Here is a 26,222-nt window from a genome sequence, read left to right on the forward strand (position 1 = left end):
GTTCAGCGGCTTTCTTTTGCCTACTTTTCTTTGCCGCGGCAAAGAAAAGTAGGTGCTGCCCCGCACAGGGGCGACGCATGAAGTACCACTAGCAAATCGCGGATGCCAGCGACAGCAAAAGCGAAATACGAAACCAAAACCAAAGCCACAAACGGCGACCACAAGCCCACCCGCCGAAAGGCAAAAAACCCAAAAAACCACTACGCCTTAACGTGCTTCCCTTCAATATCCGGCAGAAACACAGTAAGAATCCCCAGCAACGGCAAGAACGAACAAACCTTATAGACATAAGCGATGCTGGTAGCATCAGCCAACTGCCCGAGCACGGCAGCACCAATCCCACCAAGCCCAAAGGCAAAACCGAAGAACAACCCAGCCACCATCCCGACCTTGCCAGGAATCAACTCCTGCGCATAAACGAGAATCGCCGAGAACGCGGAAGCCAGCACGATGCCGATAATGATCGTCAGCACGCCCGTCCAGAACAGGTTCGCGTAAGGCAGCAACAGCGTGAACGGCGCGACGCCAAGAATCGACACCCAGATCACATACTTGCGGCCAATCCGGGCACCCACCGGCCCACCGATCACCGTGCCCGCCGCCACCGCGGCAAGAAACACGAACAGATGCACCTGAGCGGCCTGCACGGGCAGATGGAACTTGTCGATCAGATAGAACGTGAAGTAGCTGTTGATACTCGTCAGATAGAAGTACTTCGAGAACACCAGCAACACGAGAATGCTCATCGCGAACGCAACCTTGCCGCGCGACAGCGTCGGATGCGCGACCTGGCCGGTACGCGCCTTCTTCGTCGCAGGATGATGCTTGTACCAGCGGCTGATGTGCGTCAGCACCAGAATGCCGACCAGCGCTGCCGCCGAGAACCACGCAATGCTGCGCTGGCCATGCGGAATCACGATCAGCGCCGCGAGCAGCGGCCCGAGCGACGAACCGGCATTGCCGCCCACCTGAAACAGCGACTGCGCGAGGCCGTGCTTGCCACCCGACGCCATGCGCGCCACCCGCGACGATTCCGGATGGAAAACCGACGAGCCACAACCGACCAGTGCCGCCGCGACCAGCAGCACGCCGAAGCTCGGCGCCACCGACATCAGCAGCAGACCCGACAGCGTGAAGCCCATGCCGACCGGCAGCGAGTACGGCTTCGGATGCTTGTCCGTGTAAAGCCCAACCACCGGCTGCAGCAACGACGCCGTGATCTGATACGTCAGCGTGATCAGGCCAATCTGCCCGAATGACAGCGAAAAGTTCGCCTTCAGCATCGGATAGATCGCCAGGATCAACGACTGGATCATGTCGTTCATCAGATGCGCAAAGCTGATCGCGCTGAGAATCGAGTAGACGGTTTTCGCTTGAGGCTTGGCGGCGGCAGGAGTGGCCGGGGCAGAACCTGATGCAGCGGCGCCAGCCAGGGCGCCTTTGTCGAGGCTGGTTTCCATGAAGGTCGGTCTTGAGAAGGTGACTCGGATGCCGACGCTGGCGGCCGGGGGGCTGTCCGACAGCGGTAGCAGGTGTTTTTAGCGTTTGTTGAAGTGTAGTGTGTCTCCCACTAATTGTCCGGCCAAGTTTTGTCGCGAATCAGACATCCATTGCCTGATTCGGCCACCGGTATTGCCTGTTTTTTGTGCGAGAAGCACCAAGGGCGGCACCGTGATGGCGCGCTGCCAGGCAAATTAGAGTGAAACGCCATCTCGCAAATGCTGGGAAAACGCGCCCGGCGAATTTTGGACACGGTATAAATCCGACGCGGCGCGCGGCCCACGAGGCTGCACGCGCAGGACCGGGACGATAGCCCGACAGACGGCCTCAAGAATATCGCCGGCGATGCCGTCATCCCGGAGAGAAAAGCAGCAATGCCGGAACAGACCAGTCCGGCAGCACGACAAGCGGGGACGATAACGATGAAAGCAGTTTCGCTGGGTAACCAGCCGGGCGCGGGGTTCATGCCGGATGGCGAATCGGCCGGAGGGCCGGCACATTCGGGCAAACGGGCAGCGGGCGGCGGTACGCGCGGCTGGTCGGTGAAGACGACTTTGCGGTTCGCCTTTGCGGTATTGCTGGCGGGGACGCTGGCGATCGGCGTGTTTTCGCTCGCGCAGATCAGTCGTATGAACGGCCAGATGCGCTCCATCTACGAGCAGGGCCACATTGCCAGCCGGGCGGCCGAGGAAGCGCGCGGCTATCTGCTGCGCGCGAGCCGCGCCCAGAAGATGCTGTTGACGGCGACCACCGCGAAGGAACGCGACGAGCTCGGCGCCGACATCGACAAGGGCCTGACGGGTCTGTCGACGGAACTCAACACGCTCCAGCAATACGCCGATTCCACCGACGCCGCCGCGCAGCAGAAGAAGTTCGCCGCCGCGATCGGCGTGTGGAGCGGTCATTTGCGCGACTTCGTGACGCTCGTGAAGGCGCAGCCGCTCGACCTGTCGCAGATGAACTGGCAGGTCGGCACGATGGACGTGTCGCTGCTGGTCGAGACGGGCAAGCTCGAAAAGCTGGTCGACGAACTGGTCGCGCAGCGCGGCACGGCCGCGAAGGCGACCATCGACGCATCGTCGTTTATCTATCAATCCTCGTTCGTGATGATGGCTGTGATGACGGGCGGGCTGATCGTGCTCGCGTTCGTGATCAGCGAGTGGGTCGTGCGGCGTCTCGCGCGGCAGCTTGGCGGCGAGCCGGTGTACGCGAAGGAAATCGCGAGCCGTATCGCGGCGGGCGATCTGTCGAACGACATCACGCTGGGCAAGCGCGACAACGGCAGCATGCTGTCGGCGCTGCGCGACATGCAGAACGGTTTGTCGTCGACGGTATCGCATATCGCGGCGAGCGCCGAGGCGATTGCGGCGGCGTCGGGTGAGATTTCGATGGGCAATCTCGATCTGTCGCAGCGTACCGAGCAGCAGGCGATGGCGCTCGAACGCACGGCGAGCAGCATGGAAGAACTGACCTCGACCGTGCGTCAGAACGCGGATAACGCGAAGCAGGCGCGCACGCTGGCCGACAATGCATCGGCGATCGCGGAGAAGGGCGGCGACGTGGTGGGCCGCGTGGTCGCGACGATGGGCCAGATCAACGACAGCGCGAAGAACATTGGCGACATCATTGGCGTGATCGAAGGGATTGCGTTCCAGACGAACATTCTCGCGTTGAACGCTGCAGTCGAAGCGGCGCGTGCCGGTGAAGAAGGCCGCGGATTCTCCGTGGTCGCGGGCGAGGTGCGCAATCTGGCGCAGCGTAGCGCGTCGGCGGCGAAGGAGATCAAGGGGTTGATCAGCGCGTCTGTCGAACGCGCGAGCAACGGCTCGCAACTCGCTCAGGACGCCGGACAGACCATGGACGAAGTCGTGAAGGCCGTGAAGCGCGTGACGGACATCATGGGAGAGATTTCGGCGGCTTCCGCCGAACAGAGTTCCGGGATCGAAGAGATCAATCTGGCCGTGTCGCAGATGGATGCGGGGACGCAGCAGAATGCCGCGCTGGTCGAGCAGGCGACGGCGGCTGCCCGCGCGCTGGATGATCAGGCTCAGGCGCTGAAGGCTGCGGTGGCGAAGTTTTCGTTACGGTGACTGGAAGTCGATGTGCGGAAAAATCACGATGTATGATTTTTTCGTACGCATAGAAAGTATCGTGCAGTTATTTATAAAAATTCATTATTTTCAATAAACTAGATACGTTTTGTACGATTTCTTGACTCTGTACGATTTTCTCGTACACTGTTTGAAAATCGTACAAAAGGTGCTGGATGAGTTCCCGGATTGGCGCATCGTCGATAACTGAGCAGCAAATTCTGGCCGGCGCGTGCGCCGCCTTCCAGATATCGACGCGAATTTACACCGCCAGGACAGTCTCGGCTTCCGGATCGGACAGCGAGGCCGACGCCGTGATCCGCTTCGACATCGACGGCAAGAAACTGTCAATGCCCGTCCGTGTGGAATCTCGTGCGAGCAGCATCGGTACTCTGCTGGCTTCATCAAACAGACTGAAGTCTGTTCGTGTCGACGGTCGTCCGCTCATGATGGTGAGGCCCTACGTCGACCCGGGCATGGCAGCACAACTGATCGAGCTGGGCATTCCCTTTCTCGACGTAGCAGGCAATGTATTCATCCGCGAACCGGAGGCGACGATCATGATCGTCGGCCGCCCGCGCGTGCCTTCTGCGGCGGCCACCTCTACTGCACGCTCGACGACGGGCAAAGGTCTCCAGGTCATGTTCGCGCTCGCCACCCAACAGGGGCTTGCGAGCGAACCCTATCGAAAGATCGCAGAGATGTCGGGCGCAGCCTTGAGCACGGTCAATCAGGTGATCGATGATCTGCTGGCGCGTGGTCTGCTCGCCGCGCGTAAGAACGGGCAACGAATTTTCCCGGACTGGCAAAAGTATGTCGACGAATGGGTCAGCCTCTATCCGACTCGCCTCAAGCCCAAGCTGACATTGCCGGGATACAGCGCCACGTCGCCCGACTGGTGGCGCACCTTTGATTTTTCCAGATTCGACACGCGATTGAGCGGCGAAGCCGCCGCCGATCTTGTTACCCAGGAGCTCAAAGCAGTGCGGGTGACGATCTACGCACATCGAAACCTGGGCGCGGAATTTCTGAAAGCGGCACGTTTGCGTCCGTCCGCCGACGGAGATGTGGAAGTGCTTGCATCCTTCTGGCGCGAACCTGTCGACTACGGCTGGGATACATCCACGACACTTCCCGTTGTTCATCCATTGCTCGTTTACGCCGATCTCATTGCGTCGGGAGATAGCCGCAACCTGTCGATTGCAAAGGGCATCTACGAGCGCTATATCGAAAATTTTCATGCTTAGCGTCAGCGCTGCGCGTCCTCTCCATCCCGCGACGGCGGCGCTCCTCGAACGGGTCAGTCATGCCGCGAGGCGTCTGGGCACGCCTTTCGTCGTGGCCGGCGCGACTGCCCGCGATATCGTCCTTTGGCATGTCTACGACATTCGCGCGGAGCGCGCGACGCGTGATGTCGATGTTGCCGTTTGCGCCATCAACTGGGAATCGTATGAGGCGCTGATCGATGAGCTGGTGAACACGCAAAGCCTTCGGCGCGATGACAAGGCACCTCAACGTTTGCTGTTCGATCACGCTGATACGCGCATGACCATTCCGCTCGATCTCGTGCCGTTTGGCGACATCGAAGTGCCAGAGGGGCAAATCGCGTGGCCACCCAGGGGTGAGGTCGTCCTGAGCGTGCTCGGCTTTAAAGAGGCTGTGAACTCGGCATCCGAGGTGGAACTCGAGGCGGGCACGATTGTGCCAGTCGTTTCGCTGCCGGCGCTGACGCTGCTGAAGCTGATTGCGTGGGAAGAGCGCCGCCAACAGGAAAACAAGGACGCCTCTGATCTCTTGCTTATCCTGCGAAGCTATCTATGGGCGGGTAACGAGGAACGGATGTGGACGGATGCGGTCGATCTGATGGAAGCCTATGCGTTTGACGACTCGATCGCATCCTGTGCGCTTCTTGGCCGCGATGCCAGGAATCTTGCCTTGCCCGCAACGCGAGCAAAAATTGGTTCGCTGCTCGAGAACGAACGCACCTGCCAGGTGCTCATGCGAGATCTACTGGCACGCGCGGCGTCGGCCTCCTTCGACGACGGCTATGCCGACACACTGGAAGCCCAAGTGCAGGCATTTCGCGACGGGTTCATGACTCAGCGCTAGCAACAACCGCAATCACAACGCCGGCGTCACCACCACCGTACACGTCGTCCCTGCCGACAGCAGCACACCCTCAGGCACAGAATCGATCTTCACCCGCACAGGCACGCGCTGCGCCAGCCTCACCCAGTTGAAAGTCGGATTCACATCAGCCAGCAGTTCGCGGCTCTGCGGATTATCACGATCATAGATACCGCGAGAAATACTCTCGACGTGTCCCTTCAGCGTGCCGCCGCTCATCAGGCGGATATCGGCCTTGTCGCCAACGCGCACATGCGGCAGCTTGGTCTCCTCGAAGTACCCATACACCCAGAACGAATTGCTATCGACGACCGCCAGCTTGGCTGACCCGGCAATCGCATAATCGCCGCGATACACATTCAGGTTAGTGACATAACCATCGACGGGCGCCACCACCCGCGTGCGCTCCAGATTCAGCTTCGCCGCATCGAGCGCGGCCAGCGCCTGCTGATACTGCGCCTCGGCAGCCGACGCCGTATGCGTCGCGTTCTCGCGGTTTTCCTTCGATACGACGAGGCTGTCCATATCCGCGCGACGCTGCGCATCGTCGCGCCGCATCTGCAGTTCGGCCTTGCGCGCGGCCACGGCCGCCTGCGCCTGCTCGACAGCGATCTGATAGTGCGACGGATCGATCTGCATCAACAGATCGCCCTTGTGCACGAACTGGTTGTCGCGCACCGGCAGTTCGACCACCGCGCCGGAGACATCGGGCGCAATGTTCACGACTTCGGCGCGTACGCGCCCATCGCGCGTCCACGGCTCGTCCATGTAGTGCACCCACAGTGCACGCCCGATCAAGATCGCAACGACGAACACGATGGCCGTCGCGATAAACCCAATGATGTTTCTGATTGTCATGATTCGACTCTGATCAACGATAAACGGCGAGGCCCAGCACGCCGCACACACACACCAGCAGACTTGCGCGGAACAGGGCCGGGTGCCACACGACGCGATACAGCCCTGTCCAGGCTATCGCCCGGTCGAGCAGCCAGGTCATCGCGGCGCCCGCGACGAACAGCAGCACGATGGCAGGCACATACGCGTCGAGAACGGCAATCTCACGTGGCATGGCGAACTCCTTGTGGCGTGTCGCTGTTCGCTTCGTCTGCATCGCCGGGTTGCCCCAGCGGCGATTGCGGATCGAGCAGCGCGCTGCGGATGAAATGCAGATGACTCAAGATACGTTGCAGCTGATGACGCTCGTCGCGCGGTGGCGTGAAGGTCGACAGCATCTGCTGGACGGCGGCGATCGAATCAGCCGTCGCGGCCAGCGCGCGGTCGAGCCGTTCGTCGCGAGGGCGCGCAAACAGCTGACTCACGGCAAAGCAGGTCGTGCGCAGGCTCACGCGCCAAGGCATCGACGACGCGTAGCGTGCGTCGCGCGGCAGCGCGTCGACCTCGCTGCGCAAATCGATCACGGCGTTGCCGATCTCCAGCACGGCGAACATCCAGCGCATCGTGTCGCGTTTCACGTCCGGCTCGCTCGCGGCCAGCGCGTTGATCTGATGCATCAGATCGCGCGCACCGCTTTCGAAGCGCGTGCGCAGACGCCACAAGCGGCCGATGCGTCCACGACACGCCAGCACCACCTGCGCGCGCAGATCGGCGAGTAGCCGGTTGCGCAGCCACGGCGTCGACGGCGGCAGCAACACGGCGAACGCGATCGACACGACCAGCATCGACAGCGCGAGCGCAATCGCGTCGTTGATGAAGCTGCTCGGATCGTAATGAATCACGTTGTCCGGGCCGGCGAGAAAGCAGAAGAAGATGCAGTAGCCCACGCCATAGCCTGCCAGCTTCGGGCGCGTCGTCATCCACACGCCGAGCGCGAGGAACGGCGTGAGCGCGGCGCACAGCAACGGAAAGCCGTCGATATGCGGATAGATGCCGAACGTGAGCACCATCGCCAGCGTCGACGACAGGATCGTGCCCGCCGCCATCTGGAACGCCGTGCGCGTGGGCGTCGGCGACGACGACGCGAGCGCGCAGACTGCGGCCGCGTTCAGCGTGAGCGTCGAGCCGCTCGGCCACGCCGTCGCGATCCAGAACGCACCCAGCAGCGACATCACGATTGCCGCGCGCAAACCGGCGACGCCCGCCGCGATGCCATTCGTCTTCGGCTCGTAGCGCGCGACCCAGCGCTCGCGCTCATGCGTGGCGACAGCCAGCGATGCATAGGTCGCCGCGTACGCATGCAGATCGTCGACGAAGCGATAGAGCAGTTCCGCGCCCGTGTCGAAGTCGAGCAACGGCACGTCGGCATCGCGTTCGATCGCGGCGCGGCTCGCGCGCATGCGGTCCGGTAATCCGGTTTTGAATGTTTCGAGCTGGGCAGCGGCGTGCGCGGCATCGGCGGCCGTCAGCACCGGTTCGCCCGATTTGCTCAGCAGCGGCGCGATCTCGCGGAAATACGGCTCGATCGCTGCGACGGCGGCCGTCGCGCCCGCTGTTCCCGACGCGCGCAGACGGTTCATCAACTGATGCAGCGCGTGAAAGCGCGTCGATGCCGTCATGAACTCGCTGTTCAGTCGCGACAGCCGGCCATTGCGCATGCGCGCATCCGGGCTTTCGAACACGGCGACACTGCGCACCGCCTCGTAGCCGACGATATCGGCGACAAACTTCGCATTGGTCGCCTCGATGCGCGCCCGATCGAGGTTGCCCGACAGCGCCGCGCACAGATAATCGACGAACGACGAGAAGCGCGCGCGCACGGTGCTGCGCATCTGCTCGCCCGCGTGCTGCGGAAACACCAGCGCGCTGACGAAACCCGAGCACAGAATACCTACCACGATCTCAGCCACGCGCGTGAGGGCCGACATGAACGCGCCATCGGGATGCTGCGCGGCGGGAATGCCGATCAGCGCCGCCGTGTAGCCCGCGAGCACGAAGCCATACGAGCGGAAATTGCGGTTGCGCGCGGCGCCTGCCGTGCAGATGCCGACCCAGATCGCCGTCGAGATGATGAACAGCTCGGGCTGCTGCGAGAACAGGCTGATCAGCGTCATCATCACGACGAGTCCGATCAGCGTGCCGCAGATCCGGTAGAAGCTCTTTGCGAACACCATGCCGCTTTGCGGCTGCATCACGATGAAGACGGTCGTCATCGCGGTGCGCGGCTGCGGCAGGTCGAGTTTCATCGCCACGCCGAGTGCGAGAAAGCACGCGGCAAGCGCCTTGAAGAGATAGATCCACGTGCGGCCATCCGTGCGCGCCCAGTCGACGAACGCGGTGTAGAGCGCGCTGGGTGTCGTTAGCGTGCGGGTGGTGGAAGGGTTCGAGGACATCGCGGCGCTTCCGTTAGTGGACCGCCGGCGTGCCGGTCGATGCGCCTGTCGATGCACTGGCGGCTGCCTTGTCCGACGAAGCTGTGTCGTCGGTTTTCTTGCCTTTGCCATGCGCCGGCAGCACGTCTTTCTGTGACGGACCATCGGCGGGATCGATTACGCCGCCGCCCAGAGCCGTCACGAGCGTCGCATGCGCCTGCAGTTGTCCAGCCTGCACCTTCGCGACACCTTCCTGCGCGCGTAGCAACTGCGTCTGCGCGATCAGCACGTTCACGTAATCCGTCAGACCTCGACGATAACCTTCGCGCGCCAGTTGATAACTCTTGTTCGCGGTCGCGACGGAGCGCTGCGCATCCTTCAGCTGCGTATCGAGCGAACGCATCCGCACAACCTGATCGGCGATTTCCTTCAGCGCATCGACAATCGACTGATTGTATTGCTCGACAGCCACGTCATAGCCCGCCGATGCCGCGCCGAGTTGCGAGCGCAGCCGCCCACCCGTGAAGATAGGCAGCGACAGGGCAGGACCCGCCGTCCAGCCGCCCGACTGCGATTTCAGGAAGCTGAACAGCGGTCCCATCGCCGCATAGCCGCCAACCGACGCGAGCAGATCGATATTCGGATAGAAGTCCGCCTTCGCGACGTCGATGCCGCGCGCCTGCGCAGCGACCGTCCAGCGCGCCGCGACGATATCGGGGCGATGGCCGATCAGCTCGGCGGGCATTGTCGTCGGCAGGCCGGCGAAGCCGGACAGCGCGAGTTGCGGACGGGTGATCGAATCGCCCGCGCCGGGACCCTTGCCGGCGAGTGCGGCAATCTGGTTGCGGCCGAGCGCAATCTCTTCTTCGATCGCGTCGATCTGGCGTTCGTATTCGGGCAGCGGCGCCTCTGCCTGCGCGACTTCGAGCTGCGTGCCGATACCGCCCTTGAGGCGTCGATTCGCAAGCGCGGCAACCTGTTCCTGCTGATCGAGCGTCTGTTTCGCGATGTCGAGCAGCGCGTAGTTCAGCGACATCTCTATATAGGCGCGCACGATGTTCGACTGCAATTCGAGCTGCGCGGCGCGGTAATCGGCGGCGCGCGCGTGGGCGAGGTCGAGTGCTTCTTCGGCGGCGTTCTTGTCCTTGCCCCACAAGTCGAGGTGATACGACAGGCCAAGGTCGGAGGTGTTGTTCCACGACTGCTGTCCGGCCAGTTCGCCCGGACCGTAGACCACGTTGTCCGGCCACTGCTTGCGCTGGATCTGCATGTTGCCGTTCACCTGCGGCAGCAGCGCCGACTTCGCGATGCCCGCCACCGACTGCGCCTCGCGCACGCGCGCCTGCGCAGCCGCGAGCGTCGGACTGCCTTCCTGTGCCTGCTCGATCCACGCGTTCAGTTGCGGATCGTTGTAGGCGCGCCACCAGTCGGCAGCGGGCCATTGCGCGTCGATGTTCGCTGCGCGGATCGCGGCGCCGACATCGAGCGAGGCGGGTTCGGTGCTGGTCGATTGGGGCGCGATGTGTCCCGTGCTCGCACAGCCGCCGATTATCAACGAGATCGTAAGAACCGACAGTGCGGCGATCCCTTTTCGTACCGGAAACTGCACGTTTTGCTCCCCAAAAGACAAAAGATTCTTGAGGAGAATTATATTTTTCGATCAATTAGCGAATAACCCGTAAGGATGTAACGCATACTTACGGAGAATGAGATAATCGTCTTTCCAAATCGTGCAACAATCCTTCCCATACAGAAAGATTGGATGTAAACCATGGATACGCTTCAGAACATGCGCGTATTTGTCCGTGTCGTCGAAGCGGGCAGCTTTACGGGCGCGGCCCAGCATCTGAATACGACCACGGCCTACGCGTCGCGCGCCGTGTCCGATCTCGAAGCGCATCTGCGCACGCGTCTCTTGAATCGCACCACGCGCCGCATCGCGCTGACGGAAGCGGGCGAGCGCTATCTGCAGCGCTGCGAGCAGATTCTCGCCTACGTCGATCAGGCTGAAGCCGAAGCCAGCGACGCCCACGCGCGCCCGTCCGGCAAACTGAAAATCCACGCGATGACCAGCTTCGGCCAGCACTACGTCGTGCCGGCCGTGGGCCGCTATCAGCAGCGTTATCCCGATGTGCATGTGGAACTGACGCTCGCGCAGCGCATGCCCGATCTGCTCGATGAAGGCTATGACGTCGCCGTCGTGCTCGCGGGCAGTCTGCCCGATTCAGGGCTGGTCTCGCAGCGCCTCGGCAGCGCGTTCAGCATCGTGGTGGCCTCGCCGGAGTATCTGGAGCGCAATGGCGTACCGCAGACGCTGTCGGATTTGCGCGGCCACACCTGCCTGCAGATGATCACGCCCGTGATGCCCGCCGACGAATGGACCTTCGACGGCCCGAACGGTCAGGAAACGCTGCATCTTGGCGCGTCGACGTTCCAGATCAACGTAGCCGAAGCGATGGCCGTGGGCGTGCGCGAAGGCATGGGCGTGGCCGTGCTGCCCATCTACTCGGCCATTGCGGGCCTGCGCAGCGGCGAACTCGTGTGGATTCTGCCCGAGTACATTTCGTCTGAAATGAACGTGTACGCGCTGTATCCGTCGCGTCAGTATCTGGATGCGAAGATCCGTACGTGGGTCGAATTCCTGCGCGACGAACTGCCGTCGACGCTCGCCACCGATCAGGCCGAATTGCGCCAGTTCGCGCGCACTTGAAATAGCCGCTGCACGGCGCGATATGTGTGGAAAGGTTTTGACCGACTGTTACATCCCGCTGCCGCGCCGCAACACTTGCTTACTTCCTCGCAGCATCGGGTTTGCTAACGTGTCGTGAAGGCCGGGATCTGTCGGCACGCAAGCACATCTGGAATCGAAGAGGACAACATGGATACGCATCTGCTCACGATCGGCGTCGCCGTCATGGTCGGACTGATTGGCATCGCCGCATCGCGCGATCTGCTCAAACGCTTGCGGCCGCAACCGCGTCTGGTGCCGATTCGTGTCGAGCGGCCGCAGCGGCGCCAGCAGGACAGGTAAGCGTCGTCAGATCTCGACCACTTTGTCCCACGTGAACGCGGCGTTTTCGAGCGCGCGCGTGCGCCGGTCGAGATAGCCGCGCGGGTTGCACACCACGCGCGTGCCGTTTTCCACGTAGTCGAATGCCGTGTGCGTGTGGCCATGCACCCACAGTGCGACAGGCGCGCGCACCAGCGACGGCAGATGGTTCACGAAGCCCGCCGAGACGAGATCGTCCGCGTAGCGCTCGGCAAGACTGCGCCGATGCGGCGCGTGGTGCGTCACGACGATCGTCTTGCCCGCGAACGGTTTCGCCAGTTCCGCTTCGAGCCACGCGCGTGCGTGGCGGTGAAGCGCGAGCGTATCGGCGGGTGTCAGATCGCGCGGCGTGTTGTCCGGCAGCGCGCCCTCGCTGAACGCGTCGTTGCCGGCTGTCCACGTCACCTGAATCAGCCCGCGAAAGTCGAGCATCACGCGCTCGGCGGCTGCAATCGATGCCGCGCGCGATTCTTCATCCTCGCCATACAGATCGAAGTCGGTCCACAGCGTCGTGCCCAGCACGCGCCACTTTCCGTCCGGATCGACGAGTGCCGCGTTGTTGAGAAAGTAGACGTTGTCGACGCTCGTCGCGGCGTCGTGCATCGCCGTTTCCAGCGCGCCGAACTCTCCGTCGTAGTACTCGTGATTCCCCGGCACGTAGACGACAGGCACCGCGCCGTCGAAGGTTTCCGCGGCCCAGCGCAGACCTTCGGCGTGGTTATGGATGTCGCCCGCCAGCACGACGAGATCGGCGTCCGCATGCGGAATGATCTCGGGCGCGTCGTTTTCCAGATGCAGATCGGACAGCACGCGAATTTTCATGAGCGCCTCTCGTCGATTCCGATGCTGCTAGCGTAGCACCTTGCCGGGATTCATCAGATTCAGTGGATCGAAGGCGGCTTTCAAGGTTTTCATCAGACGCACTTCGACGTCTGCCTTGTAATGCGCGGCTTCGTCGATCTTCAACTGACCGATGCCGTGCTCCGCGCTGATACTGCCGCGGTGCCGGTGCACGCTGTCGTAGACGATCTGATTCATCGTGCTCTGATATTGCGTCAGAAACTGCTTTGCATCGACGCCTTCGGGTGCCTGTACGTTGTAGTGCAGATTGCCGTCGCCGAGATGGCCGAAGGTGACCATGCGCGCGCCGGGCACGGCCTGCGCAATCGCCGCGTCGGTTTCTTCGATGAAGTGACCAATGCGCGAAATCGGCACGGCGATATCGTGCTTGATATTCAACCCTTCTTCGGCCTGCGCGAGCGGAATGTGCTCGCGCAGGTTCCAGAATGCTTTCGATTGCGCGAGATTTTCCGCGACCACGGCATCTTCGACCACGCCGTCTTCGAGCGCCGCCTCCATCATCCTTTCGAACAGGCCGCGCGCGTGTTCTTCGCTTTCACTGTCCGACAGTTCGAGCAGCACGATCTGCGCGTGCGGTTCGGCAAACGGATAACGCATCTGCGGATAGTGCCGGTTCACGAGACGCAGGCAGAAATCCGACATCAGTTCGAAGCCGGTCAGAAGCGGCCCGGCGTGACGTTGCGCGAGCGCCAGAAAATCCAGCGCGGCGTGCGGGGAGGGCAGCGCAGCGAGCGCGGTCACCCGCACGACGGGTCGCGGATGCAGTTTCATCACGGCGGCCGTGATGATGCCGAGCGTGCCTTCCGCGCCGATAAACAGATCGCGCAGATCGTAGCCGGTGTTGTCCTTGCGCAGCCCGCGCAAGCCGTCCCACAGTTCGCCTTGCGGCGTCACCACTTCCAGTCCGAGACACAGTTCGCGCGTATTGCCATAGCGCAGCACGCCCGTGCCGCCTGCGGTGGTCGAGAGATTGCCGCCGATCGTGCAACTGCCTTCGGCGGCGAGACTCAGCGGAAACAGGCGTTCGGCCGCTTCGGCGCGTGCCTGCACGTCGGCGAGTATGACGCCGGCTTCGACGGTGATCGTGTTGTTGTGCGGATCGACGTCGCGCACGCGGTTCAGGCGCTTCAGGCTAAGCACGGCTTGCGCGCTGCTGCTGTCGGGCGTCGCGCCGCCCACGAGGCCCGTGTTGCCGCCCTGAGGCACGATCGCAACACGATATTCGTTCGCGAGCCGCACGAGCGCGGCGACTTCTTCCGCCGTCGACGGGCACAGCACGGCGCAGGCGCTGCCCGTGTAGCGGCGTCGCCAGTCGGTCAGATAGGGCGCGGTGTCGTGTGTGTCGGTGAGCACGTGGGCGGCGCCGATGGCGTCAGCGCATGCGGCGATGAAACTCGATGAAGCAGCGGCATTCATGATGGTCGGTCGGAGCGGGTCGGGTTGTGTTCGTCTTGTGCGTCATGCGACGCTGACTGTCGCTGCTGATTTCCATCCGGCAGCGCTGCCAGGGCTGTGACTGCGCTGCACGTGATCGTCAGGCGGAGCCGCTGGCCGGTTCGTATTCGCGGCGCGCCTTCTGCTTCGCCGCTCGCTTGAACGGCGCGCCATACACCAGCGCGCAAACGAAGAACACCCCCGAGAGCGCGACCTCGCACCATCCGAGCTGCGCGCTCAGGCCGCGATCGGACATGCCGCGCACGATGCCTTCCATCAGGTACAGCAGGCTCAGCATCGCCGCCCACTGCAGCGTGTAAAGCCGCTTGCGCCAGACGCCCGGCAGTGCGAGCAGCAGCGGCAGCGCCTTGAGCACGAGCAGCGAGCCGCCCGCGCGCAGCGGCGCGAGCCACCATTCCCACGCGACACACAGCACGATCAGCAGAACGAGCGCAAGCAGCGCGCCCGTCGCGGCAGCGCGGTTGCCCGGCGCGCCGTCATGGGACGCTGCGTTGCGCGCCGTGTTCATGGACGCTCGCTCATCGAAGCCGCCGTCCGCGCGATCCGTGCGCCGAGCGCGACGGCGAGGGTTTTCTCGTCGGCGGAAATGCCGTGGCCGGCCGAATCGGCGCGCGCGAAGTGCGACGCGCCGTAGGGCGTGCCGCCTGTTAGCGTGGTCGTGAGCGTGCTTTCGGTGTAGGGAATGCCGAGGATCAGCATGCCGTGATGCAGAAGCGGCAGCATCATCGACAGCAGTGTCGATTCCTGGCCGCCGTGCAGACTGCCTGTGGACGTGAATACGCACGCCGGCTTGCCTGCGAGCGCGCCCGCCAGCCACTGCGGCGTAGTGCCGTCGAGGAAGTACTTGAGTGGCGCGGCCATGTTGCCGAAGCGGGTGGGCGAACCGAGCGCGAGGCCGGCGCACTCTTCGAGATCGCGCAGTTCCGCGTAGGGCGGGCCTTCGGCGGGGATGTCGGGCTGCGTGGCTTCGCAGACCGTCGAGACGGGCGGCACCGTGCGCACGCGCGCCTGCATGCCGGGAACGCTGTCGACGCCGTGCGCGATGGCCAGCGCGAGTTCGCGCGTGGCACCGTGCCGGCTGTAGTAAAGCACGAGTATGTCTTTCATAGGCATGGGCAGTGAACGGGTATTATAGGGGTGGGTTCGCTGGCGGTGCCGCGAGATTGTCGGCGCATTCGATGCCGGCGCGTGCACTGAAGGCAAGGAGGCCGGTTTGTTGTCCAGATTGCGAGTCGATCTCGACGCGCTCAAGCGTCTCGCGGAATTTGCCGCGAAACGCAGCGGCGAGGATCGCGTGCCGCAGGTAGCGGGCAGTCTCACGTTCACGACGATGCTCTCGCTGGTGCCGCTCGCCACGGTCGCGTTCGCGCTGTTTACCGCGTTCCCGATCTTTGCGCAGTTCCAGGTCTCGCTGCAGACCTTTCTCGCCGATCACCTGATGCCCGATCAGGTCAGCAGCCAGATCTTCAAGTATCTGAACCAGTTCGCGTCGAAAGCGAAAGGGCTGACTACCGTCGGCATGATCATCCTGTTCGTCACGTCGGTGATGACGATGATGACCATCGAATCCGCCTTCAACGTGATCTGGCGCGTGCGCAAGGCGCGGCCTTTCGCGCAGCGCGTGCTGGTCTACTGGTCGATCCTCACGCTCGGGCCGATCCTGATCGGCGTGAGCCTGTCGATTTCCTCTTATCTGTTCACGCAGTCGATGAGCTACACGGCGGCGCAACGCATTACGCCGTTGATCGAATGGGCGCTGGCGGGCGCGGCGTTGCCGTTGACGGTGCTGGCCTTCACGCTGATGTACGTGTTCGTGCCGAACTGCCGCGTGGAATGGCGCGATGCCATCGTCGGCGGTGTGACGGCGGCCATTGCGTTCGAGCTGGCCAAGCGAGGCTTCGGCTTCTATATCCGGCGCATTCCAACGTATACGGCGGTGTACGGCGCATTCGCCGTGGTACCGCTCTTTCTGCTGTGGATGTACCTCAGCTGGTTCATCACGCTGGCGGGCGCGATGATTGCCTCAGCGCTGCCCGCGATCCGCACGGGGCAGTTCCATCGGCGGGATTTTCCGGGCAGCGATCTGCTCGATTCACTCGAACTGCTGGCACGTCTGGTCGATGCGCGCGACGCGGGCTCACGCGGCTTCACGGTGCCCGAACTCGCGCGCGCGTTGCGCCGTGACATGGAAACGACGGTGCGCCTGCTTCAACACCTCGAAGCGATCGACTGGATCGTGCAGCTGAACGAGGACGGCCAGCGTCCGCGATTCCTGCTGCTCGCGAATCCGAATCAGATCACGGTGGAGCGGCTTTTCAACCTGTTCGTGGTGGACCGCGCCGAACTGGCGTATCAGCTCAATCTCGATTCGACGCACGTGGACAGCGCAACGCTGCTCGCCGCGCTCGATAACGACGCGCTCAAGGTGAGTCTCGCGACTTTGCTGGCGGCGCGGGCTTCTGCGCGTGGCGCCGCGCAACTGGATCATGCAGGGGCAGACGGTGCGGCTGCGTTGCCTCAGCAGACGGCTTGAACAGATACGCGCGAGCGCGTCGCCGCTAAAGCGAAATGCGCCCGGTGCAGATGTCCTTGAACATCACCCAGTCGCCCATCAGGCTGTAGATGGGATGCCGGAACGTGGCCGGCTTGTTCTTCTCGAAGAAGAAGTGACCAATCCACGCGAAGCCATAGCCACATACGACGGCTGCCGGCAGCCACAGCCAGTCGCCCGTCGCGAGCGCCATCGCGATAAAGCCGATCACACCCAGCGATCCGATGAAATGCAGCCGCCGCGACACCGCGTTGCGATGCTCGGTCAGATAGTACGGATAGAACTCAGCGAAGCTGGCGAAGTGTTCGTCGTGCGTAGTCTGATGGCTCATGATCTGCCTCCGTTGCCTGCCTGTGTCGACGCCCTGGCGCGGGCCGAAACGGGTCAGGCATGGATTCATTGTGCTGCTATCGGCAGGCGCGCGCAACCTGGCCGTTCGGCATATGGCGCGCGCGATTCGGGGCGGTTAATGTGAGTCCTGTGAACGGCCTGGAGCATGTGCTCTGGCGAAAGTGTAGAGCGCGTCGAGCGTCGCGTCAGGCTGCTCGGACATCAGCGCATGACCGGCGTCGAGCGTGATCGTATCGACGGAAACGTTGGCGTTGCGCAGTGCGTCCGCGAGTGCTTTGGCGGCGCGCGGCGGCGTCATCATTTCGCGTTTGCCGACGATCAGACGCGTCGGGCAAGTCACCTGCGCGGCGCGCGCGAGGCCATCCGTGTAAGCGTTGCAGGCGCTGAAGTCGGTGTGAAAGAGTTGCGGCTCGCCTGCGGCCGAAACACGTTCCATCAGACGCTGGTTCATGCCATGCAGCCAGAAGCCGGGCGCGGGGCAGGACGGTTTGGCGGCGAGCGTCGAATGCGACCACTGGTTGACCATGTCGATCGCTTCCGGCTCGCGCTCGCGGGCGGCGTCGAGCAGCGTGTCGGAAACGGCCATCGGCACGGCGGTCGCCAGCAAGGCGAGATGCGTCGCACGCGCCGGGTAGCGCGCCGCGAAGTCGAGTGCGATGAGCGATCCCATGCTGTGTCCGGTGACGAACGCGCGCGTCACGCCTACGGCGTCGAGCAACGCGGCAAGCCAGTCGGCCATCGCGTCGATGCGGGTCAGCGCGGGTCCGGCACTGCGGTGATGACCGGGCAGATCGACAGCCAGCACGCCGAAGCCGTGATGCGCGAAATAGCGGGTCTGCAACGCCCAGACGCTGTGATCGTGTTCGGCGCCGTGAATAAACACGGCGGTGGGCAGGGCGGGGTCGAATGCCTTGCCGCCCGTGTAGACGTAGGCCGGTTTGCCGTTGACATCGACGATCATGCGGACTCCTTGCGTGCCGGATCGGCGGGTTTCGCGGCCGCTCGTTGCGGTTGTACGGCAGCGCCCGCGGATTTCTGAGCAGCCTTGAGTGCGCGCTTGAGATCGTCGATCAGATCGTTGGCATCTTCGAGGCCGATCGACAGCCGGATCGTGCCTTCCGCGATACCCGCCGCGGCGAGCGCGGCGGCGTCCATGCGGAAGTGCGTCGTCGATGCGGGATGAATCACCAGCGAGCGCGCGTCGCCGACATTGGCCAGATGCGAAAAGAGCGACAGGGCTTCGATGAACGCACGTCCTGCAGCGCGGTCGCCGCGCAGGTTGAAGCTGAACACGGCGCCTGCGCCGCGCGGCAACAGGCGCTGGGCGAGTGCGTGGTCCGGGTGCGGCGGCAGTTCGGGATAGGCGACCGAATCGACGGCGGCGTGAGCGGCCAAAAATTCGACCACCTTGCGCGTGTTCGCGACATGGCGCTCCATGCGCAGCGGCAGCGTTTCGATGCCCTGCAGCAGTTGCCACGCCGCCTGCGGGTGCAGGCACGCGCCGAAGTCGCGCAGACCTTCGCGGCGGGCGCGCAGCAGGAACGGCGCGACGGTGCTTTCCTCGGCGAATACCATGCCGTGGAAGCCCTCGTACGGCTCGGTGAATTCGGGGAAGCGGCCCGATGCGTCGAAATCGAAGGTGCCGCCGTCCACCAGCACGCCGCCTATCGTCGTGCCGTGGCCGCCGAGGAATTTGGTGGCCGAGTGATAGACGAAATCGGCGCCGTGGTCGAACGGCTTGAGCAGATACGGTGTCGTGAAGGTCGAATCGACCAGCAGCGGCACGCGGTGATCGTGCGCGATCTGCGCGACTGAGGCGATGTCGAGCACGTCGAGGCCGGGATTGCCGAGCGTCTCACCGAATAGCAGTTTCGTGTTCGGGCGCAGCGCGGCGCGCCACGCGTCGAGGTCGCCCGGTTTCACGAAGGTCGTTTCGATGCCGAAGCGGCGCAGCGTGTAGTTGAGCAGGTTGTGCGAGCCGCCGTACAGCGCGCCCGACGCGACGATGTGCGAGCCTGCGCCCATCAGCGTCGCGATGGCGAGATGCAGCGCGGCCTGGCCGCTCGCCGTGCCGATCGCGCCCGCACCGTTTTCGAGCGCGGCGACGCGCTCTTCGAACACGGCTACAGTGGGGTTCGAGATGCGTGAGTAGACGTGGCCCGCGCGCTCCATATTGAAGAGTGCGGCGGCGTGGTCGGAGTCGCGGAACGTGAACGAGGTGGTCTGGTAGATCGGCGTGGCGCGCGCGCCTGTCGTGGGGTCGGGCGCGGCGCCCGCATGCAGCGCAAGCGTGTCGAAACGGTTGGCGGACATCGTGGACGGCCAGGCCTCGGCGGCCCGGCGAAGGTAAGAGTGGAGGTCATCGTATCATCGCGCTGCGTGCCGACCACTCCGTTATCGCCCGGATGAAAGCGTGCCGCGCGGCCTTCCGGCGGGGCCGGCGCCGCAGTGCCAAAGGCTTGCGGGCACCGCCTGGCGGACGTTCGCTGGCGCGCTGTCGGCGGCGGCTGTGTGCTTCCTTTTTGCAGGTCTTTCCGCTAGGATCGAAAGTCAGTCATGCCTTTTTGTGCTTTTTTCGTGCTTTAGAAGGCTTCATCCGCAACCAGCTTGCATGGGATCCAGAGTGGGGCGCCAGAGCGCCGACGCTCGTCGACAGGAGACAAATCATGCGCGTCAGCGACATTCTCAAGCTCAAGGGCAACACCCTGTTCACGGTCACGCCCGACAGCCCGCTCAATGAAGCCGTCATCACGATGGCCGAGCACGACATCGGCTCGCTGGTGGTGATGGAATACGGCGATCTCGTCGGCATGCTGACGTTCCGCGAGATCATCCTCGTGCTGAGCAAGAACGGCGGCAGCGTCGGCGGCAGCACGATCCGCAAGGTCATGGACGACCATCCGCTCACCTGCACGCCAGAAACGGACGTCAACGAAGTGCGCCGCATGATGCTCGAGCATCACGTGCGCTATCTGCCCGTGATGGAAAGCCGCAAGCTGATGGGCGTGATTTCGTTCTACGACGTGGCGAAGGCCGTGGTCGAAGAGCAGGGTTTCGAGAACCGTATGCTGAAGGCTTATATCCGCGACTGGCCGGCTGAAGACGAGCCGCAGCAGGAGCAGCCGTCGCGTTGAGCGGGGCGCCGGGGCTGCGCGGCTCGATCACGGCTCTGGCTGCGGGGCTTGCCGGCATGCCGCTGTCGCATGACTGCACTATCCTCGAAGCGCGCGCGTTTAGCGTGCGCTTTTTTTGCGCCCGCCAATCCGTCGATCCGCCAATCCGCTAATCCAGTCATTCGGCTTTGAAGCCGGGCGAAATCAGCCTTATATCAACTACTCCATGAGCGATCGTCCGTTGTCTACTGCCCAACCCGCCAAGCGAGGCGCGCACGAGCACGGCTCGCAGTTCCGCCTGTTGCGCGAGCGCCGGTTCGCGCCGTTCTTCTGGACGCAGTTTCTCGGCGCGATGAACGACAACGTGTTCAAGATCGGCTTCACGTCGCTTGTCACGTATCAGGCGGCGCGTTTCTCGGGTGTCAATCCGGAAAGGGCAGCCTTTCTGATTTCCGCGATCTTCATTCTGCCGTTTGTCCTGTTCTCGGCTACGTCAGGTCAGATCGCCGACAAGTTCGACAAGGCGATGCTTACGCGCTTCGTCAAGACCTTCGAAATCGGCGTGATGCTGGTCGGCGGCGCGGGCTTCTGGCTGCACAACGCCGTGCTGCTGTATCTGTGCACGTTCCTGATGTGCGTGCATTCCACCGTGTTCGGCCCCGTCAAGTACGCGTATCTGCCGCAGCATCTGGAAAAGTCGGAACTGGTCGGCGGCAACGGCATGGTCGAGATGGGCACGTTCGTCGCGATTCTGATCGGCACGATTCTGGGCGGCGCGGCGGCAGGCTCGGAAGCGCATGGCGCCGTGATTCTTGCGATCAGTTGCGTGGCGATTGCGTTGATCGGGCGATGGGTATCGGGCTTCGTACCACCGTCGACGCCGTCTCAACCGGACTTGCGGATCAACTGGAATCCCGTCAGCGAAACCTGGCGGAATCTGAAACTCGCGCATCAGAACCGGACGGTGTTCCTAAGCCTGCTAGGCATCTCCTGGCTGTGGTTTGTCGGCGCGACGTTTCTCTCGTCGTTTTTCCGATTCGCGAAAGAGGTGTTGTCCGCCAATCCCGATGTCGTGACCGTGTTGCTCGCTACATTTTCGATCGGCATCGGCACGGGTTCGCTGCTGTGCGAGCGACTGTCGAAGAAACGCATCGAGATCGGCCTCGTGCCGCTGGGGGCGATCGGCATCAGCGTGTTCGCGATCGATCTGTTCTTCGCCAGCCATTCGCTGCCGGGCGCGGCGCATCTGCTGTCGGTGGGTGAATTCATGGCGGTGCCCGCGCACTGGCGTGTGCTTGCCGATCTGTTCCTGCTGGCCATGTTCGGCGGCTTCTACAGCGTGCCGCTCTACGCGCTGATCCAGAGCCGCAGCCAGCCGAGCCATCGCGCGCGGATCATCGCGGCGAACAATATCCTCAACTCGCTGTTCATGATCGTGTCGGCGCTGATGGCTGTCGCGCTGACCTCGGCGGGTGTCGGCATTCCGGGGCTGTTCCTCGTGACGGCGCTGCTCAACGTGGTCGTCGCCGTCTACATCTACTCGCTCGTGCCCGAGTTTCTGCTGCGTTTCGTCGCGTGGTTGATGGTGCACACGTTCTATCGCATCCGCCTCGTGCATGCCGAGCGCATTCCCGATGAAGGCGCGGCCGTGCTGGTGTGCAATCACGTCAGCTATGTGGACGCCATCGTCATCATGGCGGAAAGCCCGCGTCCGATCCGCTTCGTGATGGATCATCGTATTTTCCGTACGCCGTTTGTCGGTTGGCTGTTCAGACACGCTAAGGCGATTCCGATCGCGCCTGCGCATGAAGATGCCGAATTGCTTAAGCGCGCTTATGACGCTTGCGCAAAAGCGCTCGACGAAGGCGAGCTTGTCTGCATTTTCCCCGAAGGTAAGCTGACGAAGACGGGAGATATGAATCCGTTCCGCCACGGCGTGACTGAGATTCTGAAGCGTAAGCCGGCGCCCGTCGTGCCGATGGCGCTGCGCGGCCTGTGGGGCAGTTTCTGGTCACGCAACACCGACACGCGCTTTCCTCGGCCGATCCAGAAGGGCGTGATGAGCCGCCTGACGCTGGCCGTCGGCGAGCCGCTCGAACCCGCCGAAGCGACGCCTGAGCGGCTTCAGCAGATCGTGACGGAATTGCGCGGCGCGCGGAAGTGACACTGCGGGCACGCGCCGCCTCGTCCATTTGTCCTATGACCACCGGCCGGGCCGCGACGCGTCACGCCAGCGCGGCCGGGCTGGCATAATAGCGTTCTCCCCGCATTTCTTTGGACGACGCTCATGTCCGGCAATACCCTCGGTACGCTCTTCACCGTCACGACTTTCGGCGAATCGCATGGCCCGGCTATCGGCTGTGTGATCGACGGCTGCCCGCCGGGCATGTCGCTCGCGGAAGCCGACATCCAGTTCGAACTCGACCGGCGTCGTCCCGGCACGTCGCGTCATGTGACGCAGCGTCAGGAAGAAGACAAGGTCGAGATCCTGTCGGGTGTGTTCGAGGGCAAGACGACGGGCGCGCCCATCGCGCTGCTGATCCGCAATACCGATCAGCGCAGCAAGGACTACGGCAATATCGCCGATACCTTCCGTCCGGGCCACGCTGACTACACCTACTGGCAGAAGTACGGCATTCGCGACTATCGCGGCGGTGGACGTTCGTCCGCGCGTCTGACTGCACCCACGGTCGCGGCAGGTGCCGTGGCGAAGAAGTGGCTGCGTGAGAAGTTCGGCACGGAAGTGCGCGGCTATATGGCAGCGCTCGGTGAGATCGACGTGCCGTTCGTCGACTGGCAATACGTGCGCGAGAACCCGTTCTTCGTGCCGAATGCCGCGATCGTGCCGCAGCTCGAAGAATATATGGACGCGCTGCGCAAGGACGGCGATTCGATCGGCGCGCGCATCAACGTGGTGGCGTCGGGCGTGCCCGTGGGTCTCGGCGAGCCGCTGTTCGACCGGCTGGACGCCGACATCGCGCACGCCATGATGGGCATCAACGCAGTGAAGGGCGTCGAGATCGGCGCGGGCTTCGAAAGCGTGCGTCAGCGCGGCTCCGTGCATGGCGATGAACTGACACCGGAAGGCTTTGTCGGCAATCATGCCGGCGGTGTGCTGGGCGGCATTTCGACGGGGCAGGACGTCACGGTATCGATTGCGATCAAGCCGACGTCGAGCATCCGTACGCCGCGCCGCTCGATCGACAAGAACGGCCAGCCCGCTGTCGTCGAGACCTTCGGGCGTCACGATCCGTGCGTCGGCATACGCGCAACGCCGATCGCCGAGGCCATGCTCGCGCTGGTGCTGATCGACCACGCGCTGCGGCACCGCGCGCAATGCGGCGACGTTGCCGTCGATACGCCGAAGATCGCTGCCAGCGCGCCGTAACGCCGTATGCCTTCGGGCAGACTCGCCGGTTACCGATGGGGCGGTCAATATGAACGATAACAATCCTGTCAGCGCCGATCCATTGGCGGCGCTGCGCGCACGGACGGCCTTGCCCGATGCCGTGGCCAGCGACTGGCTGATGCTCGGCCAGGCGCTGCTGCAATCCGCGCATGGCGACGGTGCACGCCTGCGCGAGGCCGTCGATGCACTGGTGCGCGCGTATCGGCTCGATGCGAACTGCGATTCGCGGCTGTTGCACGACATCGCGCAGACGGCGTTCATCCTGCGTGACTGGACGCTCGTCGAATCATCGACAGAACTTCTTCTGGCACGCGACGCCAACGATGCGAACGCGCTCGTCTGGCGTGCGGCTGCCGTGCAGGAGCGCGACGATTTCGCCGAAGCGCAGCGCCTTTTGCAGGAAGCGGCGCGCGCGGCGCCCGGCAATCACGTGGTCCTGCACAAGCTGGCGTTGTGCATCAAGGAACAGGGCCGTTTCGGCGAAGCGGAAGCACTGCTGCGTCGCGTGCTGGAACTGACGCCGAACAACGCGCACGCGCTATTCGATCTGTCTGAGCTGGAAATGCGCGCAGGGCGTTACGCGCAAGGCTGGCTCGACTACGAAGCACGTATTGCCTTCGATCACGATTCGAACGCCGCAAGGTCTGCGCTGGCCGCTATCAGCCCCAACTGGCGCGGCGAATCGCTGGCGGGCAAGACGCTGGTCGTCTATGGCGAACAGGGCAACGGCGACTGCCTGTGGTCGGTGCGTTTTCTGCCGCTGCTCGCCGAACGTGCGCAACAGGAAGGCGGCAGGGTGATCTTCGGTTATGCGGGGCCGATGCAGCATCTGTTCGAACGCATGCTGCCCGAGAGCATCACGATCGAAACCAGCCTCGACACGAAGCCCGATTATCACTGCGGCCTGATGAGCCTGCCGCTGCGTCTTGGCATCAATGACCCTTCCGTTTGGGGGCGCGCCTATCTGAGCGCCGATCCGGCGCGCGTCGCGGCGTGGCGTGATCGCGTGGAGGCGGTTACGGCAGCGGGAAACAAAAAGATCGGTCTGGTGTGGAACGGCAATCCCGGTCATATCCGGGACCGGCGCCGCTCGATTCCCGCCAATGAGATCGCGCAGATGCTGAACGTGTCCGGCGTAACGTTCTTCGCCATTTCGCCGGGGCGCGAGCAGACGGTCGGGCAATGGCGCTCGCAAGGCATCGATATCGCCGATCTGACGCCGCAGTTTACGGCGGGCTTCGACGACGTGGCTGCGCTACTCGCCAACCTCGACGTGCTCATCACGATCGACAGCGGTCCCGCACATCTGGCTGGCGCACTCGGGGTGCCGACCTGGCTGATGCTCGATCACGTTTCGGCGTGGTTCTGGGGTGAGGAGACGGAGCGCACGCCGTGGTATCAGACGGTCGAACTGTTCCGGCAGCCGTCGGTGGGTGCGTGGGCGCCCGTGCTCGAACGCGTGCGCGCGCGGCTGGAAGCGCTGGCGGCGTAGGTCCGCGTGTGACAACAAAAACGCTGATACAAAAACGCCGCTCATTCGAGCGGCGTTTTTTAATGGCCATGCGTGACGTGCATCACATGTTCGGATAGTTCGGACCGCCGCCGCCTTCGGGCGTGACCCACACGATGTTCTGCGTCGGATCCTTGATATCGCACGTCTTGCAGTGCACGCAGTTCTGCGCGTTGATCACGAGGCGTTCGCTGCCGTCATCGTTCTTCACGAACTCGTAGACAGCGGCGGGGCAGTAGCGGCTTTCCGGACCTGCGTAGGTCTGCAGGTTCACCTTTACTGGCACCGTCGGATCTTTGAGCGTCAGGTGCGCCGGTTGATTCTCTTCGTGGTTCGTATTCGAAATGAACACCGAAGACAAACGGTCGAACGTCAGCTTGCCGTCCGGCTTCGGATACTCGCTCGGCTTGCACTGCGACGCGGGCTTCAGCATCTCGTGATCCCAATGCTGGTGGTGCAGCGTCCACGGCACATTGCCGCCCATCAGCTTCTGCTCGATGCCGACCATCAGCGTGCCGAGGTACAGGCCCTTGCTCATCCACTGCTTGAAGTTGCGTGCGCGATAGAGTTCGGTGTGCAGCCACGAAGTCTTGAACGACTCCGGATAGGCGGCCAGTTCGTCGTTATGGCGGCCCGCTTGCACGGCGTCGAACGCGGCGTCGGCGGCGAGCATGCCAGTCTTGATGGCCGCGTGTGAGCCTTTGATCCGCGAAGCGTTCAGGAAGCCCGCGTCGTCGCCGACCAGTGCGCCGCCTGGGAAAACGAGCTTCGGCAGCGACATCAGGCCGCCTGCCGTAATCGCGCGCGCGCCATATGACACACGCTTGCCGCCTTCGAGGAACTTGCGGATTTCCGGGTGCGTCTTGTAACGCTGGAACTCTTCGAACGGCGAGAGGTAGGGGTTCGAGTACCCCAACCCCACGACGAAACCAACCAT

General features: G+C 63.3%; 23 protein-coding genes. 10 read left to right on the plus strand and 13 right to left on the minus strand.

Annotated features, from left to right (window positions below; translation table 11 throughout):
• Positions 1 to 200 precede the first annotated feature (200 nt).
• Positions 201 to 1,460, minus strand: coding sequence for an MFS transporter (locus tag DK391_RS38315; RefSeq protein ID WP_109483210.1), 1,260 nt, complete (start codon positions 1,458 to 1,460; stop codon positions 201 to 203).
• 462 nt (positions 1,461 to 1,922) lie between these two features.
• On the opposite strand from DK391_RS38315, the gene DK391_RS38320 reads away from it, so the two are divergent.
• The 3 genes from DK391_RS38320 (at position 1,923) to DK391_RS38330 (ending at position 5,699) form a co-directional block, all read left to right on the plus strand.
• Positions 1,923 to 3,590: a methyl-accepting chemotaxis protein gene (locus tag DK391_RS38320; protein ID WP_109483211.1), complete on the plus strand. Its 1,668-nt coding sequence runs from the start codon at positions 1,923 to 1,925 to the stop codon at positions 3,588 to 3,590.
• Positions 3,591 to 3,766: 176 nt separating this feature from the next.
• Positions 3,767 to 4,837: a type IV toxin-antitoxin system AbiEi family antitoxin gene (locus DK391_RS38325; protein ID WP_109483212.1), complete on the plus strand. Its 1,071-nt coding sequence runs from the start codon at positions 3,767 to 3,769 to the stop codon at positions 4,835 to 4,837.
• A complete protein-coding gene (locus tag DK391_RS38330) occupies positions 4,830 to 5,699 on the plus strand; it encodes a nucleotidyl transferase AbiEii/AbiGii toxin family protein (protein WP_109483213.1) in 870 nt (289 codons plus the stop codon). The genes DK391_RS38325 and DK391_RS38330 overlap by 8 nt, the downstream gene beginning before the upstream one ends.
• A gap of 12 nt (positions 5,700 to 5,711) precedes the next feature.
• On the opposite strand, the gene DK391_RS38335 is transcribed toward DK391_RS38330, so the two are convergent.
• From DK391_RS38335 to DK391_RS38350, 4 genes are read right to left on the minus strand one after another with little or no spacing between them, the layout of a single operon-like run.
• A complete protein-coding gene (locus DK391_RS38335; protein WP_109483214.1) occupies positions 5,712 to 6,575 on the minus strand; it encodes an HlyD family secretion protein in 864 nt (287 codons plus the stop codon).
• Positions 6,576 to 6,588: 13 nt separating this feature from the next.
• Positions 6,589 to 6,789 (minus strand): DUF1656 domain-containing protein, encoded by a 201-nt coding sequence (locus DK391_RS38340; protein ID WP_109483215.1) that lies wholly within the window; start codon positions 6,787 to 6,789, stop codon positions 6,589 to 6,591.
• Positions 6,779 to 9,007 carry an FUSC family protein gene (locus DK391_RS38345; RefSeq protein WP_109483216.1) on the minus strand — a complete coding sequence of 743 codons (2,229 nt, stop codon included), beginning with the start codon at positions 9,005 to 9,007 and terminating at the stop codon, positions 6,779 to 6,781. Before DK391_RS38345 ends, DK391_RS38340 begins: the two co-directional genes overlap by 11 nt.
• 13 nt (positions 9,008 to 9,020) lie before the next feature.
• Entirely contained in the window at positions 9,021 to 10,595 is a 1,575-nt protein-coding gene (locus tag DK391_RS38350; RefSeq protein ID WP_109483217.1) for an efflux transporter outer membrane subunit, read from the minus strand.
• A 162-nt stretch (positions 10,596 to 10,757) separates the two neighbouring features.
• Between DK391_RS38350 and DK391_RS38355 the strand changes: the two genes are divergently transcribed.
• Positions 10,758 to 11,696, plus strand: a complete 939-nt coding sequence (locus DK391_RS38355) for a LysR family transcriptional regulator (RefSeq protein ID WP_109483218.1) — start codon at positions 10,758 to 10,760, stop codon at positions 11,694 to 11,696.
• 168 nt (positions 11,697 to 11,864) lie between these two features.
• Complete coding sequence (locus DK391_RS45105) at positions 11,865 to 12,017, plus strand: hypothetical protein (protein WP_204117514.1); 153 nt, start codon at positions 11,865 to 11,867, stop codon at positions 12,015 to 12,017.
• Between the two features lie 6 nt (positions 12,018 to 12,023).
• Here the strand turns inward: DK391_RS45105 and DK391_RS38360 are convergent, their stop codons facing one another.
• From DK391_RS38360 to wrbA, 4 genes are all read right to left on the minus strand, one after another.
• On the minus strand, positions 12,024 to 12,857 hold the full coding sequence (locus tag DK391_RS38360) for a metallophosphoesterase (RefSeq protein WP_109483219.1): 834 nt from the start codon (positions 12,855 to 12,857) through the stop codon (positions 12,024 to 12,026).
• Between the two features lie 27 nt (positions 12,858 to 12,884).
• Entirely contained in the window at positions 12,885 to 14,312 is a 1,428-nt protein-coding gene (locus DK391_RS38365) for an FAD-binding oxidoreductase (RefSeq protein WP_109483220.1), read from the minus strand.
• 118 nt (positions 14,313 to 14,430) lie between these two features.
• Entirely contained in the window at positions 14,431 to 14,859 is a 429-nt protein-coding gene (locus DK391_RS38370; protein ID WP_109483221.1) for a DUF2069 domain-containing protein, read from the minus strand.
• Complete coding sequence (gene wrbA / locus DK391_RS38375) at positions 14,856 to 15,458, minus strand: NAD(P)H:quinone oxidoreductase (protein ID WP_109483222.1); 603 nt, start codon at positions 15,456 to 15,458, stop codon at positions 14,856 to 14,858. The genes DK391_RS38370 and wrbA overlap by 4 nt, the downstream gene beginning before the upstream one ends.
• Before the next feature lie 106 nt (positions 15,459 to 15,564).
• Here wrbA and DK391_RS38380 point away from each other — a divergent pair, with 106 nt between their 5' ends.
• Complete coding sequence (locus tag DK391_RS38380) at positions 15,565 to 16,884, plus strand: YihY family inner membrane protein (protein WP_204117515.1); 1,320 nt, start codon at positions 15,565 to 15,567, stop codon at positions 16,882 to 16,884.
• A gap of 25 nt (positions 16,885 to 16,909) precedes the next feature.
• Here DK391_RS38380 and DK391_RS38385 read toward each other — a convergent pair whose 3' ends face one another.
• The 3 genes from DK391_RS38385 to DK391_RS38395 form a co-directional block, all read right to left on the minus strand.
• A complete protein-coding gene (locus DK391_RS38385) occupies positions 16,910 to 17,233 on the minus strand; it encodes an Mpo1-like protein (protein WP_109483223.1) in 324 nt (107 codons plus the stop codon).
• Between the two features lie 135 nt (positions 17,234 to 17,368).
• Entirely contained in the window at positions 17,369 to 18,214 is an 846-nt protein-coding gene (locus DK391_RS38390; protein WP_109483224.1) for an alpha/beta hydrolase, read from the minus strand.
• Positions 18,211 to 19,566 carry an O-acetylhomoserine aminocarboxypropyltransferase gene (locus DK391_RS38395; RefSeq protein ID WP_109483225.1) on the minus strand — a complete coding sequence of 452 codons (1,356 nt, stop codon included), beginning with the start codon at positions 19,564 to 19,566 and terminating at the stop codon, positions 18,211 to 18,213. Before DK391_RS38395 ends, DK391_RS38390 begins: the two co-directional genes overlap by 4 nt.
• 353 nt (positions 19,567 to 19,919) lie before the next feature.
• Between DK391_RS38395 and DK391_RS38400 the strand changes: the two genes are divergently transcribed.
• The 4 genes from DK391_RS38400 to DK391_RS38415 all read left to right on the plus strand — a co-directional run bounded on the left by DK391_RS38400 (position 19,920) and on the right by DK391_RS38415 (position 25,267).
• The gene (locus DK391_RS38400) at positions 19,920 to 20,387 is read left to right on the plus strand and encodes a CBS domain-containing protein (RefSeq protein WP_109483226.1); all 468 of its coding nucleotides are present in this window, start codon (positions 19,920 to 19,922) and stop codon (positions 20,385 to 20,387) included.
• Between the two features lie 205 nt (positions 20,388 to 20,592).
• The gene (locus tag DK391_RS38405; protein WP_109483227.1) at positions 20,593 to 22,530 is read left to right on the plus strand and encodes an MFS transporter; all 1,938 of its coding nucleotides are present in this window, start codon (positions 20,593 to 20,595) and stop codon (positions 22,528 to 22,530) included.
• Between the two features lie 123 nt (positions 22,531 to 22,653).
• Positions 22,654 to 23,754 (plus strand): chorismate synthase, encoded by a 1,101-nt coding sequence (aroC, locus tag DK391_RS38410; protein WP_109483228.1) that lies wholly within the window; start codon positions 22,654 to 22,656, stop codon positions 23,752 to 23,754.
• A gap of 49 nt (positions 23,755 to 23,803) precedes the next feature.
• On the plus strand, positions 23,804 to 25,267 hold the full coding sequence (locus tag DK391_RS38415) for a tetratricopeptide repeat protein (RefSeq protein WP_109483229.1): 1,464 nt from the start codon (positions 23,804 to 23,806) through the stop codon (positions 25,265 to 25,267).
• 82 nt (positions 25,268 to 25,349) lie between these two features.
• Here DK391_RS38415 and DK391_RS38420 read toward each other — a convergent pair.
• A partial coding sequence (locus DK391_RS38420; RefSeq protein WP_162601023.1) for an electron transfer flavoprotein-ubiquinone oxidoreductase occupies positions 25,350 to 26,222 on the minus strand: 873 nt, incomplete at its 5' end.

This window comes from Paraburkholderia sp. C35, from assembly GCF_003121405.1.
GTDB lineage: Bacteria > Pseudomonadota > Gammaproteobacteria > Burkholderiales > Burkholderiaceae > Paraburkholderia.